This is a genomic window from Anaerobiospirillum sp. NML120449, assembly GCF_023051105.1.
GTDB lineage: Bacteria > Pseudomonadota > Gammaproteobacteria > Enterobacterales > Succinivibrionaceae > Anaerobiospirillum.
In genome coordinates this window covers 50,574-68,670 of the sequence record NZ_JALKIL010000013.1, presented here as the reverse complement: position 1 = coordinate 68,670, position 18,097 = coordinate 50,574, and the positions used below count along the sequence as shown (strand labels likewise).

Genomic DNA, 18,097 nt, shown 5'->3' with positions numbered 1-18,097 from the left:
AAGTGGTTTTGTACCCGTGTGTGATGATTTTTATTCTGTGTCTCAATTGCAGGGAGCCGAAGTGTACTTCAGGGAGCTTTTGCCTTTTTTAGGCAATAGCAGGCCTGCTTACTTAATTCAAATTGATTCAGCTGTATAATGTTCCAATGGTCTGACAGTCGTAAGGATTAAGATCAGCAAACAGGTTCCGCATCTGTTTTTCAATCAGCAGCACCCTGTCATGGGCACTGTTAACTGTTAAAAAACTGGCCGCAAAGGCCGCAAAGTTTTCTTTCAGATTCTGTGTGCATCGCTCTGAAGTTGCCTTGACCTGTGAGCCAGCCGGACAGATGCCGGGCTGCCATCACTTAAAGTCAGCTTTGGGAACACCAGCACTGACACAGTCTAAAACCATTGACTATAAGGAGCAGGGTATCGACCGCTATAGCTGTGTGTGGTTTGATGCTTTGTATATTTATCAGAATACGCTCCATCCTGGCGCTTCAGGCATAGAGATGGCAGCCGTTGCAGACCCGTGGGCCGCTTGCCCATGGCAGGTCGTAGATTTAAGAGGTTCTTATGGCAATTAAGGTACTCATCGTTGATGACTCTACCTTCTTCAGAAAAAGACTTACTGAGATTATTCAAGGCGATCCTGCTTTTGAGGTAGTCGGCGAGGCCAAGGACGGTAAGGAAGGTGTCGAAATGACCATGTCCTTAAAGCCTGATGTCATCACCATGGACGTAGAAATGCCTGTTATGGACGGCATTACTGCAGTTCAGGAGATCATGAACAAGTGCCCTACTCCAATTCTCATGTTCTCCTCTCTGACCTTTGAAGGTGCCAACTCAACCTTTAAGGCTCTGGAGGCTGGCGCTGTCGACTTCATGCCTAAGAACTTCGACGATATTGCCCACCGTCGCGAAGATGCTCTTAACGCCCTGCGCTCCAACATCAAGGCTGTTGCCCGCTCTCATATCCGCAGAGCCCCGCTGTCACGTCCAGCAGCCTCAGCCAGCTCAGCAGGCACTGCAGCACGTCCAGGTGCTTTTGGAAGTGCCACCTCTGCAACTGCACGAACCTCAACACTGGGCACTGCCCGTCCAGGTCTGTCATCAGCAGGCACCACCAGCACTCTGAGCAAGCCTGCATCTGCCACCCCGGCATCAGGTACATTCACCTCTGCTGCTGCCGCAGCCTCTCCTCGCGTCAAGGACGATTTCGACAAGATTTACTCTTCCATCAGCTCAGTAAATCAGGGTCGTCCAGCAGCCGCCATTCAGTTCAGCTTTGGCGCTGCCAAGGGTGTATCCACCAATTTCAAGGTTTCCGGCAAGTCTCATGACCTGGTAGCCATCGGTTCTTCCACTGGCGGCCCGGTTGCCCTGCAGAACATCATTCCCAAGCTGCCACGTCTGGATGTTCCAGTTATCATCGTTCAGCACATGCCAGCTTCCTTTACCAGCACCTTTGCCCAGCGTCTTAACGGCATGAGCCAGAACGAGGTGGTTGAAGCCCAGGACAACATGGTTCTCGAGCCAGGTCATGTCTACATCGCTCCAGGCGGACGCCAGATGATTCTCGATCGCGGAGCCGGCAAGACCAGAACCCGCATTCTGCCAGCTGACCCACGTGTGGTATACCATCCTTGTGTTGATGTTACCTTTGCTTCCATTGCCAATATTTACGGCGGTAAGGTACTGTCAATGATCCTGACCGGCATGGGATCCGACGGCTGCGAAGGCTGTCGTATGCTGCGCGGTAAGGGCGGCGTGGTCTGGGCTCAGAACGAGGACACCTGCGTTGTTTACGGCATGCCTCAGGCTGTTGTAAATGCAGGTCTGGCTGATCAGATCCTGCCTCTGGACAAGTTTGCAGACTGCATTGTCCAGGAAATGCGCCGCTAATGCGCAGCTGCCTTTAAGCTCCGTGAACAGGGGCAGGCCTTAATGTCAGGTCCGGCCCAGTCACAGCCTGCCCGGGCACAGCCTGCCCGAGCACAGCTTGCCCAGGCACAGTCTGCTGAGCACAGGCTGCTCAGTCACAGGCTTCTGAGCATAGCCCGCTCAGTCACAGACTGCCAAGGCAGGGAGCCTGGCATCAACATAACGAAGCCCGCAACCGGATATCCGGCTGCGGGCTTCGTCAGTTATGGACCAGCACTTTCATCCGCAGACGCGGACCTGACCAGATCATAGCACTGGCTTTAAGTTCACCGTGACTGAGGGGCCGGTGAGGTACTGAGCCTTCCAGGCTGGCCGGGCCTGACCGGTCGGCCTGCCCAGGGCCAGTCAGGCCGGTACAGTTAAATGCTTGAGGTACTCAGATGTGCGCTACTGTCTTGAAGTGAGGCGTGCGCATGACAGGGAATTTTGTCCCATTATGGTGAATTGCTTTAAGAATTGCTGATCGTGCGCATGTTCCGGGAGTGCTGTAATTCTTGGATCCAGCCGGTATGCTATTATTTGCTTGTAAATTTTTTGGCTAAGTCCCTGGCATAAAATTAGCAAAGCATCTTAAAAAGTCTCATTCTGATGCGCTCTGCAGGGAATTAAGGCAATTTATCAGACTGATAAATTACAGCTGTTTTTCATGAGTGACTGCCTTTTTTATGCCTGTGAGCCGTTAGTGATTCCTGACTTGTAATTTCAGTGCGCTCTGCTGTCAAATTATAAGTAGAGACCGTTCCCATGCCGCCTGAGCTTTGGTGACCCATGCAGACGGAGCTTGAGGGACCATATCCGTATATCGTGCCCCTCAAAGGTGCATAATTGATTAGATGTTCAGGAACTGACTTAAATACAGATTTCATTATGGCTGCTGACGGTACTGCGCTGCTTTGCTGGCAGCTTTGCTTTTTGAATGGTGCCGTAAAGGTGTCATTGCAGCCTTACTCAGACAAGCTCTGAGCAGATTTCGTCAGGGAGTGAAAGAGCAGGTCCTTGCCTGTCTTACATGAACTGGCAAAGGTGCTTCGGCACAGCGCGTCACGAAAGTGACCAGGGGGGGGATCAACACTTTAAGCTTGCTCTTGCTGCTTAAAGAGGTCTGGTATGCCCTGTTTTGTCTTTTGGTTATATTGACTGAGGAGACCCCGGGACATTGTTCTGATGTATGACAGTATGTTTTTGTCTGTTCCTTTAAGCTCCGGTTGGGTGGAGAGGTAAAAGCAGTTCTGTGATACAGCCAATGCCGGCTTGCATGCAGGCCAGCGCTCCGGCGCCGGGCTGTGTTGATCAACGAGCTTTGTTCGGTGTGAAAATTTTATGAATTTAGTAGGTTTATTTTTAGCGGTAGGCTGCATTATCGCAACAATGCTGCTCGAAGGTACTCATCCATCTGCTCTGGTTAACCTGCCAGCAGCACTGGTGGTAGCAGGTGCATCCCTTTCTGCCTGTGTCGTGCAGTTCTCCATCAAGGAGCTGCTCAGCGCTTTCAAGCACATGTTATGGCTTATTACCCCTCCACGTCTTAACTTCCAGTCTCAGGGTGACCTGCTTGCCGGCATGTCCACCGTGGCCCGTCAGCAGGGTCCACTGGCTCTGGAAAACTCCGTAGCATCTGCCAATGACGACTTCACCCGTACCGGCATTCAGATGATTGTGGACGGTGTGGATAAGGATGCTCTGTATGCCCTCCTTGAAAACGCCATTGAACTTGAGCAGCAGAAGCTCGAGCCTAACGCCAAGTTCTACGAAGCCATGGGCGGTTACTTCCCTACCATGGGTATCGTGGGCGCGGTACTTGGTCTGATTCACGCCATGTCCCTGCTCGATCGTCCTGACCTGCTCGGTCCTGCCATCGCCGTAGCCTTCGTGGCCACCATTTACGGTGTGGCCGGTGCTAACGCCTTCCTTATTCCTGCTGCCAACCGTATTCGCGCCATTAACGCTGAAATCGCTCTGTACAAGTACATGACCCTTGAGGGCCTTGTATCAATCGCCAGTGCCGAGAATACCCTGATGCTCAAGCGCCGTATCGGTGTTTACACAGGCAACCTTAATGGTGAATAGTCACTGATTGTGACTGACCTTCTTCGGGACTGACTGCCGTTCAGTACACTGAACGGTCAGGACACCGAAGCTGTGCTTAACCCACAGCTGACAGTAAGTCTGTACTGTCAGTCTCATGTCTCCACCATGAGCCTGCGGCCATAAGCTTTCAGGTTCAGCGGTAACAGGGACAACCCCCGCAAGAGAAAAAGCATCAGGGCCATGTCTTTAGGACAAGCAAGAGCCCTGATTAATCAGGTAGTCCTGATGCTTTATCAAGCTAGCAGGACAGCCCGGTGGTAACACACCGAGGCGAAATGCGGGCATGAACAGGATTTAAAAAATGGCTAGAAAGAAGAAACATCCGCCTCACGAAAACCTTGAGCGCTGGCTGGTATCTTATGCTGACTTCATGACACTGCTGTTTGCCGTGTTCGTGGTGCTCTACTCCTTCGCTATGGCCAAGTCTGTAGACGCCCAGTCCATGATTAAGGGACTGATGGCATCCTTCAGTGAAATGGGCATGGTGTCAGCCGTGCCTGGCGTTATTGCTCTGCCAGGTCCGGTTGCCAATCTGATGGCTGACGCCTCACTGGCCTCTGCTGCCAGCGCCAAGGGCGAAGTTGAGTCTCAGGCCCAGGGCGGCGGCGGTGTTATGGACTTTGGTATCACCCAGCAAAGCCTTGAGGATGCCGGTGCTACCGAGCAGACCTCCAACTCTGATGAAGATGCTGAGGCCATTACTCAGGGTGATCTGGACGTATCTGAGGTCAGCAAGCCAACAGCCGGCTCCAAGACCAATGTAACTCCAGACGAAGAAACCGACCGCAGCTCCGGTATGACTGCCGGCGGCAAGCTCGATGAAACCGGTGAAGGCGGTATTGGCCCAGCCGAGAGCGAGCTTGAGGGTGAAAACCCAAGCGGCCAGCCTTTTGACTCCTTAATGCGCTCCATTTCCGAGACCATTAATGATGAAGGCTTAAACAACGAGATTATTGTTGAGCATGACCCTAACTGGATCACCATCAACATTTCCTCATCACTGCTGTTTGCCAACAACTCAGCCTCCATTCTGACCCGTTCCCGTCCGGTCATTGCCACCATTGCCAATGCCCTTAAGGATGTGAACAACTACGTTCGTGTACGTGGTTATACTGACAACACCTTTGTTCCAAGTGCTATCTACGGCAACAACTGGGAGCTGTCATCACGCCGCGCCATCAATGTACTGCAGGAACTGGAGACTAATGGCATCGATCCTAAGCGTCTGGCTGCAGAGGCTTTCGGTCAGTACTCTCCTTTCTACTCCAACGCAACCCGCGCTGGTCGTGCTCAGAACCGCAGAGTAGTTATTGCCATCTCCCGTGAGGCCTTAAAGCCTGAAACTCTGGCTATCGTACCAGGCAACAGCGATCGTATTATTCCGACCCGCCGTGCCGGTCAGGGCGGCTTCAGCTTCCAGTCCAATACTGACGGTTCAGTATCATTCAAGGCCGAGCCTCTTGGTCCTGATGCTGGTGCTGTAGACGAGGCTGTTCCGGAGGAAGTCCCACCACCAAATGGTGATGTAGGTCTGCCTTTCGATCAACAGGGTGAGTAATCACATTCAGCCCTTTCAACAGGCGCTGCCGCAAGGCAGCGCCCTTTGTGTTTAGAGTACAGTTGACAGCACTTTGACTGGCTGCGGGCCTGCTTATGCCACCGGGCACCTGGCCATAGGGCAGCCGCCACAGCCGTGGCGGCATGCGCCACACGGCTGGCGCCGCGTTGCACCAGGCCATCGGGCAGTCGCCACCGTCGTCTCAGCATGCGCCACACGGCTTGCTCCACCCGGCACCAGGCCATCAGGCAGTCGCCTCATGGACGCATGTGTATCAGTGGCAGTCGTGGCCAGAGTTCTGTCAACTTTATTCTCAGCACCGGTCTGAGCATGCAGCTGATTTGCGCTGTGACATGCCAGTACCTTTCCCTCCATCCTAAATCTGTTTCCACTGTGCAGCCCAGGCGCTGCACCAAAATCCCGCCTGGACATACACCGGCTGGCCGCTGAGGCGGCTCACAGGCTCAGGCCGGACTTGTCACCTGCACCAGCAGGTGCTCAGAGGAGCGGTCCGAGCGGCCCAATAGCTGCAGCTTCCGTCTTACCGGGCTGCAGGGCCGGTTGTGCATCCTTGCCTGAGCCCGTATCTGTGTGACCTAAGCCTGTTAAGACAATCAACGTGTACCAGCTTTCAGGTCAAGGAGTATCAGGACAGGCGATTTTTTTGATCTTTATGGGCAATGGGGCGCTAGTATCAGGCCGATATTGTTAAAATAGGCCCTGCGTGATCCAAAGCGCAGACTCAAGGCTGTGAATATGCATATGTGACAGTATCCCTGGCAATACCATTACACAGGCATCAGAGCGTGGCACGGACATCAGGTCCGAAAGTCACCAGGAATGCCACAAGCGCCAGAGCCGCGCCTTAAACCGCGTCATAGCCGCTCCACAGGCCGCGTCACAGGTGCTCCACAGGCGTTCCACAGGCCGCGTCATAGCCGCATCATTGGCGCTCCACAGGCGCGTCATAGCCGCGTCACAGGTGCTCCACAGGCTGCGTCATAGCCGCGTCACAGGTGCTCCACAGGCTGCGTCATAGCCGCATCATTGGCGCTCCACAGGCGGCGTTGTAGCCGCTTCATAAGCTGCTGCAGCCGTGCTGCAGTGGCAGGCAGTGCAGGCAGAGCCTGCTGCAGCCGCGTTTGCGATAAGAGAAACTCAATAACCTGGGCCGACTGGCCCGTGCATAAGTCATCGACCTTGGTTTTAATTAATTTCAGGAGTTATCAGTGTTAGTTTGGGCAGTTGCAAGTCAGAAGGGTGGTGTGGGCAAGACAACCACGGTGGCAACACTCGCTGGCTGGTTGCATAAAGAAAAGCTCCGCGTACTGGTGGTCGATACCGACCCTCATGCCTCCCTGACCTCATATCTTGGTTATGAGGACGACAGGCTCGAGCAGAATAATCTCTTTGATCTGTATGCCATGAAGGATCTCACTCGTGAGGGCATTCTTGGCTGTATCACTCATACTCCTCATGACGGTCTGGATCTCATTGCCGCCTCCATGACTCTGGCCACCATTGACCGCCATCTGTCAGGCCGCCAGGGTGTAGGTCGTATTCTGGCCCGCTCTCTCAAGATGATTGAAGACTGCTATGACGTAGTCCTGGTCGACTGTCCTCCAGTTCTGGGCGCTCTTATGGTTAATGCTCTGGTAGCCAGCTCCACCATTATTGTTCCAACCCAGACTGAGTTCCTTGCTCTCAAGGGCCTCGAGGGCATGGTCAGAACCTTTACCGTCATGCAGCGTGCCAATAAGAGCGTTCATTTTGAATACCTTATTGTTCCTACCATGTACGACCGTCGTACCAAGGCCTCAGTACAGAGCCTGAGCTATCTTAAGACTCACTACAGTGATCATATCTGGCAGGAGAGCATTCCTGTTGATGTGTCTTTCCGTGAGTCATCTGCAAAGCGTCTGCCACTGCCGCTTATGGATGAGACCCGCCAGGGCGCCGTCGCCTACCACCGTCTGCTTAAGAACCTGGTAGAGCAGGAGCTCGAGCGCAGCCCTCAGAAAGTTACCCCAAGACTTATGGAGATGGTCGAGCGTCTCCAGTACATGCCAGCACAGATCTGACCTGGCAGGGGACTGAGCGCATAACGGCATGTCTCATACCTGCTGACCTCAAGCCTCTCCTGATCCCTGAATGACTCTTGCCTCATAGAGTCTGTCCACGCAGCAAGGCTTATGGCACTCTTCAATGCGCAGGGCAAGCAGCAAAGCGCAGTGTACGCAGCAAAGTGGGTTGCACCCGGCAATGTGCAGAACGCTGCAAAGTGCAGAGTACGCAGCCCGGCGGGGGCCAACAGGCACAGCAACCCGGCAGCTATGCCGCGCCGCAAAGCGGCGGTGGCGCAATGTCAGAGCAGGGCAATGCACAGGGCGCATTTTATGGGGGCACAGGGCAATCACCCACGTCAGTGGGACATGGACAAAATTGCACAGATCTGCTGGTTACCTCCTGAGATCTGTGACGGCGAAAATCAGATTCACACAGCTTTGAAGCTGGTGCCTGCGGCTGTTGCAGCAGCGGTCCGGTAACTGTCATCTCAGGAGTTTTCCTGACAGTATCGGGACAGCGCATGAGCACCACCATGGCAGTCAGGCTGCCTTAAAGAGCTTGAATGCAGGGCCTGATGAGCCCTGAGCAATACAACAGAACAGTTTTCCAGTCAGGAATCTTGGACCAGATTTTCATGACTGCAGGGATTAGCAATCCCGGAAACAGCTTTACTTTCGGAGATCCCCGAGGGGATCACTCAAGGAGTGTTTGGATGTCAGCAAGTCATCACGATCGCGAAGAGGAGACTCTAATCGCCTACTTCCAGCAAATGCTGGCTGATGTAGATGACCAGGAATTCGACGGTGAAATCCAGTCAGAGGCTGGAGATCTCGCAGCCGTACCTGCGCAGGAGTCAGCATACAGTGCTGAGTCCAACAGGCAGGTATTGCAAAGTGCCAATGCCGCCATCCATTCCGGTCACAGCGCAGCTGCCGAAGAAACTCCTGAGCCAGAAGCACCGTTTACCGCTGCCGAGCAGCACACCATGGATGCCATGGGAGCCATTGATCCTGAGCTGGCCCCGCCTCCTGCCGATCCTGTGCTGGGTGGTCCTGTATCCTTAACAGCCATGGCTGAACGCGCTGCAGCAGCCCGTGCTGCCGCTGAAGCTGCTGCTGCAGCCGCTGCCGCAGCCGAGGCAGCCCGCTCTGCATCAGAGGCCGCTGAAGCGGCTCAGGCCGTAACTGAAGCCGAGGACGCTCCTAGTGCCGCCGCAGCTGCAGCTGTTGCAACTTCAGTACACAGTGCCCTTGTCGCCCGTGCTGAAAGTGAGCTTGCTGCCGTTCAGAGCGAAATGGCCCGAGAGGCAGCCATGAGAGAGGCTCAGGGCATGAGTCCTGAAGAGGCTCTCAGAGAAGGCCTGCAAATGCACAAAGATCCGGTGCCAATGCCTGACTCTGCTCCACAGCCAGCTGTAACTCATCAAAATATTCAGGCCCAGTCCACCTTATCTGCTTCATCTTCAGACAGTATCAATCAGGATACTGCAGCTGCAGCAGCTGAAGCCGCTGCAGAATACGCAGCAGCCGCAGCCACTCTGGCATCGGCATCATCTGCTGAGTCAGCCGCCGCCGCCGCTCAGGCCGCCCTTGCTGCATCAGCAGGCAGCTCTGCAGTTCCAGAGCCTCAGCCACAGCCTGTTACTCATACCCGTACCGAAGAGTCTACTCTTGAGTACGCAACTCCTGCAGATTCAGACAGCCTCCAGCGCCTGCTGGCAACAGTTGAGGTCGACACCGACGCTGAAACAGCAGTAAAGACCGAGCAGCCAGAGGTCAAGGTTGAAGTTGCCCCGGCCGAGCCTGAGGTCAAGGTTGAAGTTGCCCCGGCCGAGCCTGAGGTCAAGGTTGAAGTTGCCCCGGCCGAACCTGAGGTCAAGGTCGAAGTTGCCCCGGCCGAACCAGAGGTCAAGGTCGAAGCTGCCCCGGCCGAGCCTGAGGTCAAGGTCGAAGTTGCCTCGGCCGAGCCTGAGGTCAAGGTTGAAGTTGCCCCGGCCGAACCAGAGGTCAAGGTTGAAGTTGCCCCGGCCCCTGTCGCACCGGCTCCTGCCGTTGAGGTTGCAGCTCCTGTTGCCGCACCAGCTCCTGTCGCTGCACCGGCTCCAGTTATTGCGGCTGCCAAAAAGCAGGAGGCCGAGGTGGTCAAGACCCCTCAGCAGCTGGCTCAGGAGCGCATGGCCAAAAAGCTCGAGGCCATTGCTGCCGAGTGGAAGAATGTCGATCTGGGCGAGCAGTTCCAGGTGCTCTTCTTCCTTGTACAGGGCGTACGCTTTGCCGTTCCACTTATCGATCTTGGTGGCATTTTCGAATGCGACAAGATTACTCAGCTCTTTGGCAAGCCATCCTGGTTTATGGGTATTACCGATGTCCGTGGCGACAAGATCAATATCGTAGATACGCTGCGCTGGGTTATGCCTGAGATCAACGACAGCCCTGACAAGTATCCATATCTGATTTCCCTTGGTAACACCGAGTGGTCCATTGGCTGTGATGTTCTTGAGGGTAACCGTACTCTTACCAGCTCTCAGATCAAGTGGCGTGAAATTCCAGGCAACCGTCCATGGCTTGCCGGTATCGTTACCTCCGACAAGTGCGCCGTGCTGCATGTTCAGTCCCTGATTGCTCTGTTTGAGGCCGGCGCTGACATTGAGGATCTTTACAAGAACCTCAAGTCCAAGGAAGAAACCGAGAGCAATAAGCGCGACCAAAATGCCACAGCTCCGGCCGCCCGTTAAGACTGGCTCAGGCCATAAGCCGCAGCGGTAGCGCCGTGGCCCGTCAGCCGCAGCGGTAGCGCCTTGTGCCATCAGGCACACGCGCACTGGCTGTCAGTCGCATGCGGACGCGTCAGCCGCTCAGGCGATGCGCATGTTCGCCTGGCAGCAGCGAAGCTCAGCTGATGCGTAGCCGAGGTGCTGCAGCCTCGTGACTGAGCTGCTGCAGGGCTGTTTGAACGCTTTAGTTGCCAGAGGGGCATATGGCCTTATGTCGGGAGTTCAAACCGGGCCAGCCTGTAACTAGAACCGGGGCGCAATAGCGATAACTTTGCGGGTTGTGCACGCAGGGATTTGCAAATTATGCGTTATTACCGGTAAAATTCCGGCAACTAAGATATAATCAGAATATTGACTTTCAGCTGGACTGATACTGCGGTCTGCATGGTCACATGTTTTGTGCCTGAGGGCACAGTCAAAGCAAACTGATAAGGTGCCTTTAGACCAGAGCTGACTAATCAGCCTGACGGGTAGCCAGTGCGCAGCACCCTGCGCAATCATCAGTTCGTCTCCACCAGCTTGTTATCGCGGTTGGAGATTGTGTTTAGAGGATTTTTCAAAAATGGCTAATGATGCAGCAACTTCTACCTCAATTTACGATCCTGATAACAACAACCAGGGTGAGGTATTACGCTGGGTTACCTTCCAGCTGGACAAGGAAATCTATGGCGTAAACGTAATGCAGGTTCGTGAAGTATTACGTTACTCCGACATTGCTCCTGTTCCAGGTGCTCCTGCCTATGTTCTGGGCATTATCAACCTGCGTGGTAACGTAGTATCTGTTATCGACACCCGTATGCGTTTTGGTCTGCCTCCATCAGAGGTTACCGACAACACCCGTATCATGATCATCGAGTCTGAGCGTCAGGTTGTGGGCATTCTGGTTGACTCCGTTGCCGAGGTAGTAGACCTCAACACCGCCGATATCGACGACACTCCAAACGTCGGTACCGAGGAGAGCGCCAAGTTCATCTGCGGTGTATGCAACCGTGATGATGACCTCTTAATTCTCATCGATTTATACAAGCTCCTTTCCGAGGAAGAGTGGCAGGACATCGCCAACATCTCCAACTAATAAGGACCTGTATCGCTCCTGACTGCCACGGGCTTTGCCTGCCACAGGCCGGGCCAGGAGCTGCATCAGGAAGGCTTCATGACCTCACCGGTCGTGGAGCCTTTCGTCATTATGGGCCCCCATTTTCATTCCCTGTCGCCAGAGAGTCTCATACCGGTGATGAAGCTGCCCCGCGCGCAGCGCGCTGCGCCGGCCTTCCCGCCGGGGCGCGCGGCCAGTCCACAGCCTTTATGGCTGAAAGCCTCCACGACGGGCAACAGGCGGCGCAGACAGGCCCTGACAGGCAGGAGATCCGGTTCCGGGAGTGCGGTCACCGTAGACGCGCAGTCAGTCCGTGGCCCTGTGCGCTTAAGATGTGATCACATCTGCGTATCGGCAGTGCCATAAGGCTTAAAAGGCTTGATAACTGGGGGCTTGTGGTATACTGAGGCGCTTGCAGGTATATCCTGCTTTTGGTTTTTGTATCGATATGGTGATACAGAACCTGTCAATTCTAAGAGAGATTGAAAGGGCTTCACTGCCTGGTTCCTGTCAATGTCACTTCTTAACCGTGACAGACCGGCTTTGGAGTATTTGGTTTAGGTTGTACAGTCAGCCAGTACCGCCAGGATAAGGCGGTGCAGTTTCGGAAAGCTGACTTATAGGAAAATTCTGATGGACATGACCAGCAGCGGAATGAGCCTGCTCTCAATTTATCTCGTGGGCGGCCTGATAGTTGTTTTGCTCCTGTTACTGGCAGCCTTTATCCTGAATAACAGGCGTGCTTCCCGCATCGAAGGTGCCATGGAGGAGATGCAGGAACGTCTTGTTCAGTCAGAAGTTGCGCTTAAGGACGCCGAGCAGTCGCTCGACGAGCTCTTTGGCCGTCGTCGTCTTGAGGGCGGTTCCTCCGTAAGCGATCTGTCTTCCATTACCTATGTTGATGAAGAGGGTAACGAGCATAACCTCAAGGAAACCATTGAGGGCATGAACCGTCAGATCGCTGATATCGGTGCCGAGCAGCAGCGTTATTACGAAAGCATTATCAAGGAGCAGCAGGTTCTGGTCGAATCAGTATCCTCGGTCAAGGATCTGATTGGCAATATTCAGTCCGGCGGCTCCCATGGCGACATGGGCCAGAGTGACACGTCCATGCGCGCCTCCATGAACATGGACACTCAGCAACCTTTGCGTCAGCAGAGCTATGGCAATCAGAACATGTATGCCCAGAATGAAGAGCAGGCATACATGGCCGCTGACGAAGCTTTCAATCAGAGTTCCAATGGCATCTTTATGCCACCTGATGGCACTGAAAGCCAGGGTGGTGGTGATGACGATCTGGTTAATGATGCCGCCTTTGCCCAGACTGCCTCAGATATTGCACGTCTGGTAGCCCGTACTGACTTTAACAGCCTGGACACTTCAGGCGCTCCGGCCACCATTGGCGAGCACATGAACAATGCCCGCAACGAGCAGGGGGCTCAGAGCCGTGGTCAGGGCCGTCAGGGACAGGGTCGCGGTCAGGGGCAGAACCGTGGCCAGAATCAGGGTCGCAAGCCTCAGCCAGGCCAGCCTTTCTACAATGGCGGCCGCGATCCTATGAATCCTCTGGGAATTAACAACAACTATTCCCAGAACAATGCCGAAATGGGCTCCTTTGCTGCCGACCAGAACATGCCATATGGCTCCCCACAGGGGCAGGTTTATGGTTCCGGCCAACAGGTGAATCCCACGCCAGGCTTATCCTCAAACTCAGAATTCATCCAGGTCGAGATCGACCCGCAGCAACGTTTATCACGACAGGAATCCGTATTAGAGCAGCCTGAGGCTGATCAGCAGCCTGAGCTGGCTGTCGGTGAACGTACCTCATCAGGAACTGCCTTCATCAAGGCTGCTGATGACGACAGCTTTATCCCGGTAAATCATGCTGATGCCCTCAGTGCCGTCGATGACAGCGCCTCAGCCATGAGCAGCGGCAGCGCTGGCATGGGCAGCGCTGACCCGGGCATGGGCAGTGGCTCACAGGGCAGCGCCGGTCGTGACCTTGGCAATATCTCAGTTGACGATCTGAGCATGCCTGATGACATGATCATTCCTGAGGGCATGCAGGCCCCTCCACCTCCAGTTCATGTTCCGCCACCAGTAGATGATCTGGTATTACCAGACAATGGAAGTGCTGATGGCATGAGTGGACTAAGTGCCGAGGACATGGCCGACCTTTCTGATGATCAGATTGGCGATATTGCCGATGCCACCATGGACGAGGTCATTGCCGAGGCCACCTCTACCTCTAAGGTTAATGATGGCCTTGAGTTTGCCTCGGACGATTTTGAGGCTCCGGTGCCATCACCAAATCTGTCAGCCAATGACGGCATGTCAGACAATGTGCTCTCAGGTGACGAAGTTCAGGACATGCTCCATGAGCTCGATGACCTTGACCTCAAAGCTGTCTCCCAGTCAGATAATGACGGCGCTGCCTCTGCAGGCAATGCTGCAGCCTCAGCATCATCTGCAGACACTTCAGGCGCTGACGCTCAACCACGCGATCCTGTAGCCGATACCATTGAGGAAATCATGGATATCATGGGCGACGATCCGGCTGCAGCTGTCGTAGACGAGCTCAGAATGAGCAACAGGCCTGACCGTGATGAAAAGTCTGATCTGGCTGACAAATCAGACAGCTCTGACCTTTCAGATAAGAACATCAGGGGCCGCAAGAACCGTAAGTCCGACAGGGGCGCCAGGTCTGGCAAGGACAGCAAGTCGGACAAATCCGACATGGCAGCTGACCTGTCAGCTGACAGGTCAGCTGGCGAGGCGGATACAGCCGGCGGCGCAGCAGGCGCAGCAGGCGCTGCAGCCGGGGCCGATGGCAAGGGCGGCGATGAGAGCAGCTCTGCTGCTCAGAGCGGTGCAGCCGCACGCGTGATTGAGGAACCAGCTCAGGTTATCCTTTCTGTTCAGTCTGGCATTGCTCCTGAAGAGTCATCCTCAGCTCGCAGAAATAACAACAGACTCAAGGAGGGTGAGCGCTCCACCTACAAGGCTGAAAGCTTTGAGGGCAGTGGTCGTCCTGATCACTCCAATGGTTATCAGCCTGATAAGGACAGCTCTGATTTTTCCTCTGTTGCCATTACCGAGGAAGGTCAGGCGCTGCGCTCTTTTGCCAGCGCAGATCAGCTCAAAAACGGCAGCTATGCTCAGCCTGATCGCAATGATGGCTGGACCATGGAAAGTGGTGACAGTTCCCTGATTTCATCAAAGGATATTGGTGGAAAGGAAGATCAGGAACGCCTTGAGGCTCTTGAGAAATTTACCCGTCGCAACAGCAAGGTTACCCCGTCTGAGGACATCAGCTCTGATGGTGATGATGGTGCTGTCTCCTTCAGCTCAGAGCAGAGCGTGGGTGAGGCCACCGGCAAGACTCAGCTGACCATCGACTATGCCTCAAGCAAGTCACTTGATGATATTGACGATCTCAGAGTGGCTGTTAACCATGATATGAGTCCTGCTGATGCAGCCAAAGCTGCCAGGGCTGGCCGAGGCAGTGCCGGTGACAGCGCCGGTGCGGCAGGTGGCATGACCGGCGACATGTCTCAGGCCAATGAGAACTATGCAAGCTCTGCAGAGTCTGCTCCTGTGGTAGACATGATCTACGATCATGAATTTGTGCAGAAGCAGAAGGAAATGGGCAATACCGGTATCAGACTGGATACCCTGGACAAGGCCCATGAGTACATCGAAGCAGGTGTTTCCCTGGCTGAGATTTCTGCCAATACCGGTCTTAGTGAAGATGAGCTGCGTCTGATTTACGAAGTTGATGAAGACGGCAGGATCAAGGACACTTCAGCCGAGTTCAAGCGTAAAGCCATGGAGCATGAGGCTGAAATGCAGCGTCAGGCTCTGCTTACCCCTGAGGAAAAGGCCGCTCTGGAGCTGCCGGTTACCGAAGAGGAGCTGGCTGCCGCCGACTCTGCTCTGGCCGCCGCAGCTGCATCAGATCGCGACAGTCATACCGGCCGATCCGGCAATGCCGCCTCAGGCAGCGCCCAGAACGACTCAGACTCACAGGCAGGTTCAGCAAAGAGCCGCAAGGGCAAGAAGAAAAACAAAAAGAATGCTTCTGGCAAGTCACGCAAGCGTGCTGCTCTTGAAAGTCCTGAGCCATCATCAGCCCTTGATAAGGATGAGCGTCAGATCATTGCCTCCATGATGCAGGAGAAGCCTGATCCATTCTCCCCAGAGGTGGCACGTCAGGCCCGTCTGGAGCTCAATGATCTCTATGCTGTAGCCGGTAATACCACTTTTACCGCAGGTGTCGAGCTTCCTGATGAGGTTCCTGAGGAAATTGCTCTTGCAGACAAGCTGCGTGAGGCCGGCGCCCGTCCTGGCGACATGCCGGAACTTAATGTTCCTGACACCATGATGAGCTTTGGCCGCTCGCTTGATGATATTTCCTCTCTGGCTGCCGGTGACGGTATCCGTGCTCAGAGCATTACCCTTTCAGATGATGAGGTAATCAGTGACAAGGATCTCGATGCTATCGACCGCCTTGCTGATTCCATCATCAGTGAAAACGAGAAGAAGGGGCTGCTCACTACCAGCCGTCAGAGTCAGGGTGAGACTGCAGCCGGTTCATCAGTTTCCTACGATGAAGTTGAAGATCCGCTCAATGTGCTCAATGACTTCAAGCACAAGGGCGCTTCAGCTGCAGCACTGGCTCTGAGCGTGGAAAACACCTCACAGGATTATCTGCGCAACCTTACCGCTGACCTTGATTCAGCTCTTGAGGATGACAGCGTTACCATTGGCAGCTCTGCCAGGGCACCGGCTGAGCCGGTGATCGAGCTAAGTCCTGAGGACAAGGTTAAGGCCAACCGTGAGAAGATCAGCAAGCTTGCCTCCGGCCGTGACAGCAACTCACATGCAGCCCGCGCTGCAGCTGTTGAAGATCAGCGCGCCCGGGCCCGCCGCAACAGAGCAGCTGACCAGAGCTCCATTGGAGCCATTGGTTCAGTTACCTCTGAAAGCTCCATTGCTGAATCGGTAATGCCAGTGGGTAACGGTTCTGCCTGGGCTGCAGCTGCTGGTGCAGCAGCGGCGGCCGGTCGCAGCATCGCCCGTGGCGGCGCTCAGGGAGCTGCTGCCATGAATGGAGGCGGTCACGGTACCCCTCAGGATCTGGCACAGCTTTTAGGTGCTGACGCTGTTGATGACGAGGATCTGCAGATGCTTACCGGTGCCCATGCCGAAGCAGCAGGTGCCGGTATCGCCGGGGCAAACCGTGGCGGTGGCCGCTCTGCCTCCTATCCAACAGTAGAGCAGGCTCTTGCCCGGATGGATTCACCTCCATCGGCAGGTGGCGCGCTCAGTATTGGCGCTGTGGAGAGACCGCTTCCGGCTACCTCTGCCTTCTCTCATGCCACCTCCATGAATCCGGGCATGTCTGATGTAGTGTCCATGGCTCCAATGGCTCTGGGTACTATTGAGGGCGGCACCTCATGGAGTGATGATGCAGCTGCAGCTGCGGATGATGACGAGGATCCGGCAGCCCTGTTAAGCCAGGTAGTAAACGGTGGTCTCAACTCGGTCTCAACCTTAAGCAAGGACCAGCTTGATACCCTCAATGAGCTGCACAATACTGGCATGGCAGGTGGTGCCGCCGCAGCCTCAGCTGCAGCAACGGCTCAGCCAGGCAGCCGCAGTGGTGGCCATTACGCCAACTACCAGGCCCGTAACGCTTACGGCATCAAGCGCCGCTAAAGGGCACGCCAGCAGCACCCGGCTGCCGGCTCGCCCGTAACCTCCAGATCAAAAAAGGCCCGTCGCTGACAAGCTGACGGGCCTTTTTTTGGCCTGGCTACCAGATCTCAAAGTGGACCTGCTCCGTAATCTTATCTGCAGACCGGCCTCGTCGGGGCAGTTGCGCTGCAGCAGCGCTGCAATTACGCACCAGCGACGCTGCGTCTACGCAGCTCTCAAGCAGTCTCATCGCAGCCTCGAGGCAGTCTCGAGGCAGCCAGGCGGTCAGAGCGGGGCGCTTTCGTAATCCTGAGGCTCGCTGACCATTTCGTTCTTGACCAGGGCCGGAATAAAGTCATCCTCATCGGCAGGAGAGGTAAAAGGGCTGATCTCATGCCAGCTGCAGGCACCGGGAATAAAGTGCACATATCTGAGCACATCCCTGTCCTCGTGGGAGCCGTGAACAGTATAGGGATCGGTGCCCAGGGCGTTGCAGTTTTCCACAGGGTCAGGGGCATTGCATGAGAGCATTTCCAGGAACCATACGTCTACACTCTTGAACCTGCCAGAGGTGCCGCTGCCATAAATTCCCTCCAGGGTGCCCTCTACTGAAGGCAGGTTATAAATCTCATTATTGCTCATAGACGTACCACAAAATCATCACAATACAGCCACACCAGACAGCCTTACCCGTGCAGCGCCTGCACAGTACAGACAGTACAGGCAGGACGGCAATCCATTCATACCTGCGCCTGCGCCTGCACCTGCACCGGCGCCTGCGCCATGCAGAGCACAAAGGCCAGTCATGACCGTCATGCCTGCACCGGCCCTGCTCAGAATACAGAGAATACTCATATCTGTAGCGTACCGCCAGGCCGCCGCAAAATTA

9 protein-coding genes and 1 pseudogene are annotated in these 18,097 nt (G+C 54.9%); 9 read left to right on the top strand and 1 reads right to left on the bottom strand.

The window, feature by feature from the left end; translation table 11 throughout:
* Positions 1 to 558 precede the first annotated feature (558 nt).
* The 9 genes and pseudogenes from MXE41_RS05720 (at position 559) to MXE41_RS05680 (ending at position 17,229) form a co-directional block, all read left to right on the top strand.
* Complete coding sequence (locus MXE41_RS05720) at positions 559 to 1,887, top strand: chemotaxis response regulator protein-glutamate methylesterase (RefSeq protein WP_247099694.1); 1,329 nt, start codon at positions 559 to 561, stop codon at positions 1,885 to 1,887.
* 1,359 nt (positions 1,888 to 3,246) lie between these two features.
* Positions 3,247 to 3,993, top strand: coding sequence for a flagellar motor protein (locus MXE41_RS05715; RefSeq protein WP_247099692.1), 747 nt, complete (start codon positions 3,247 to 3,249; stop codon positions 3,991 to 3,993).
* Positions 3,994 to 4,315: 322 nt separating this feature from the next.
* A pseudogene (locus tag MXE41_RS05710) lies at positions 4,316 to 4,504 on the top strand (flagellar motor protein MotB); the annotation flags it as partial.
* Positions 4,490 to 5,572: an OmpA family protein gene (locus MXE41_RS13215; RefSeq protein ID WP_348647416.1), complete on the top strand. Its 1,083-nt coding sequence runs from the start codon at positions 4,490 to 4,492 to the stop codon at positions 5,570 to 5,572. The pseudogene MXE41_RS05710 and the gene MXE41_RS13215, both read left to right, overlap by 15 nt.
* Before the next feature lie 1,229 nt (positions 5,573 to 6,801).
* The gene (locus MXE41_RS05700; protein ID WP_246978143.1) at positions 6,802 to 7,653 is read left to right on the top strand and encodes a ParA family protein; all 852 of its coding nucleotides are present in this window, start codon (positions 6,802 to 6,804) and stop codon (positions 7,651 to 7,653) included.
* Between the two features lie 111 nt (positions 7,654 to 7,764).
* Entirely contained in the window at positions 7,765 to 8,118 is a 354-nt protein-coding gene (locus tag MXE41_RS05695; RefSeq protein ID WP_247099691.1) for a hypothetical protein, read from the top strand.
* A 233-nt stretch (positions 8,119 to 8,351) separates the two neighbouring features.
* A complete protein-coding gene (locus MXE41_RS05690) occupies positions 8,352 to 10,373 on the top strand; it encodes a chemotaxis protein CheW (protein WP_247099690.1) in 2,022 nt (673 codons plus the stop codon).
* Between the two features lie 601 nt (positions 10,374 to 10,974).
* Complete coding sequence (locus MXE41_RS05685; RefSeq protein ID WP_246978145.1) at positions 10,975 to 11,487, top strand: chemotaxis protein CheW; 513 nt, start codon at positions 10,975 to 10,977, stop codon at positions 11,485 to 11,487.
* Positions 11,488 to 12,141: 654 nt separating this feature from the next.
* Positions 12,142 to 17,229, top strand: a complete 5,088-nt coding sequence (locus tag MXE41_RS05680) for a hypothetical protein (protein WP_247099688.1) — start codon at positions 12,142 to 12,144, stop codon at positions 17,227 to 17,229.
* A gap of 264 nt (positions 17,230 to 17,493) precedes the next feature.
* Here MXE41_RS05680 and MXE41_RS05675 read toward each other — a convergent pair whose 3' ends face one another.
* Positions 17,494 to 17,850 carry a hypothetical protein gene (locus MXE41_RS05675; protein ID WP_246978147.1) on the bottom strand — a complete coding sequence of 119 codons (357 nt, stop codon included), beginning with the start codon at positions 17,848 to 17,850 and terminating at the stop codon, positions 17,494 to 17,496.
* Between the last annotated feature and the right edge of the window lie 247 nt (positions 17,851 to 18,097).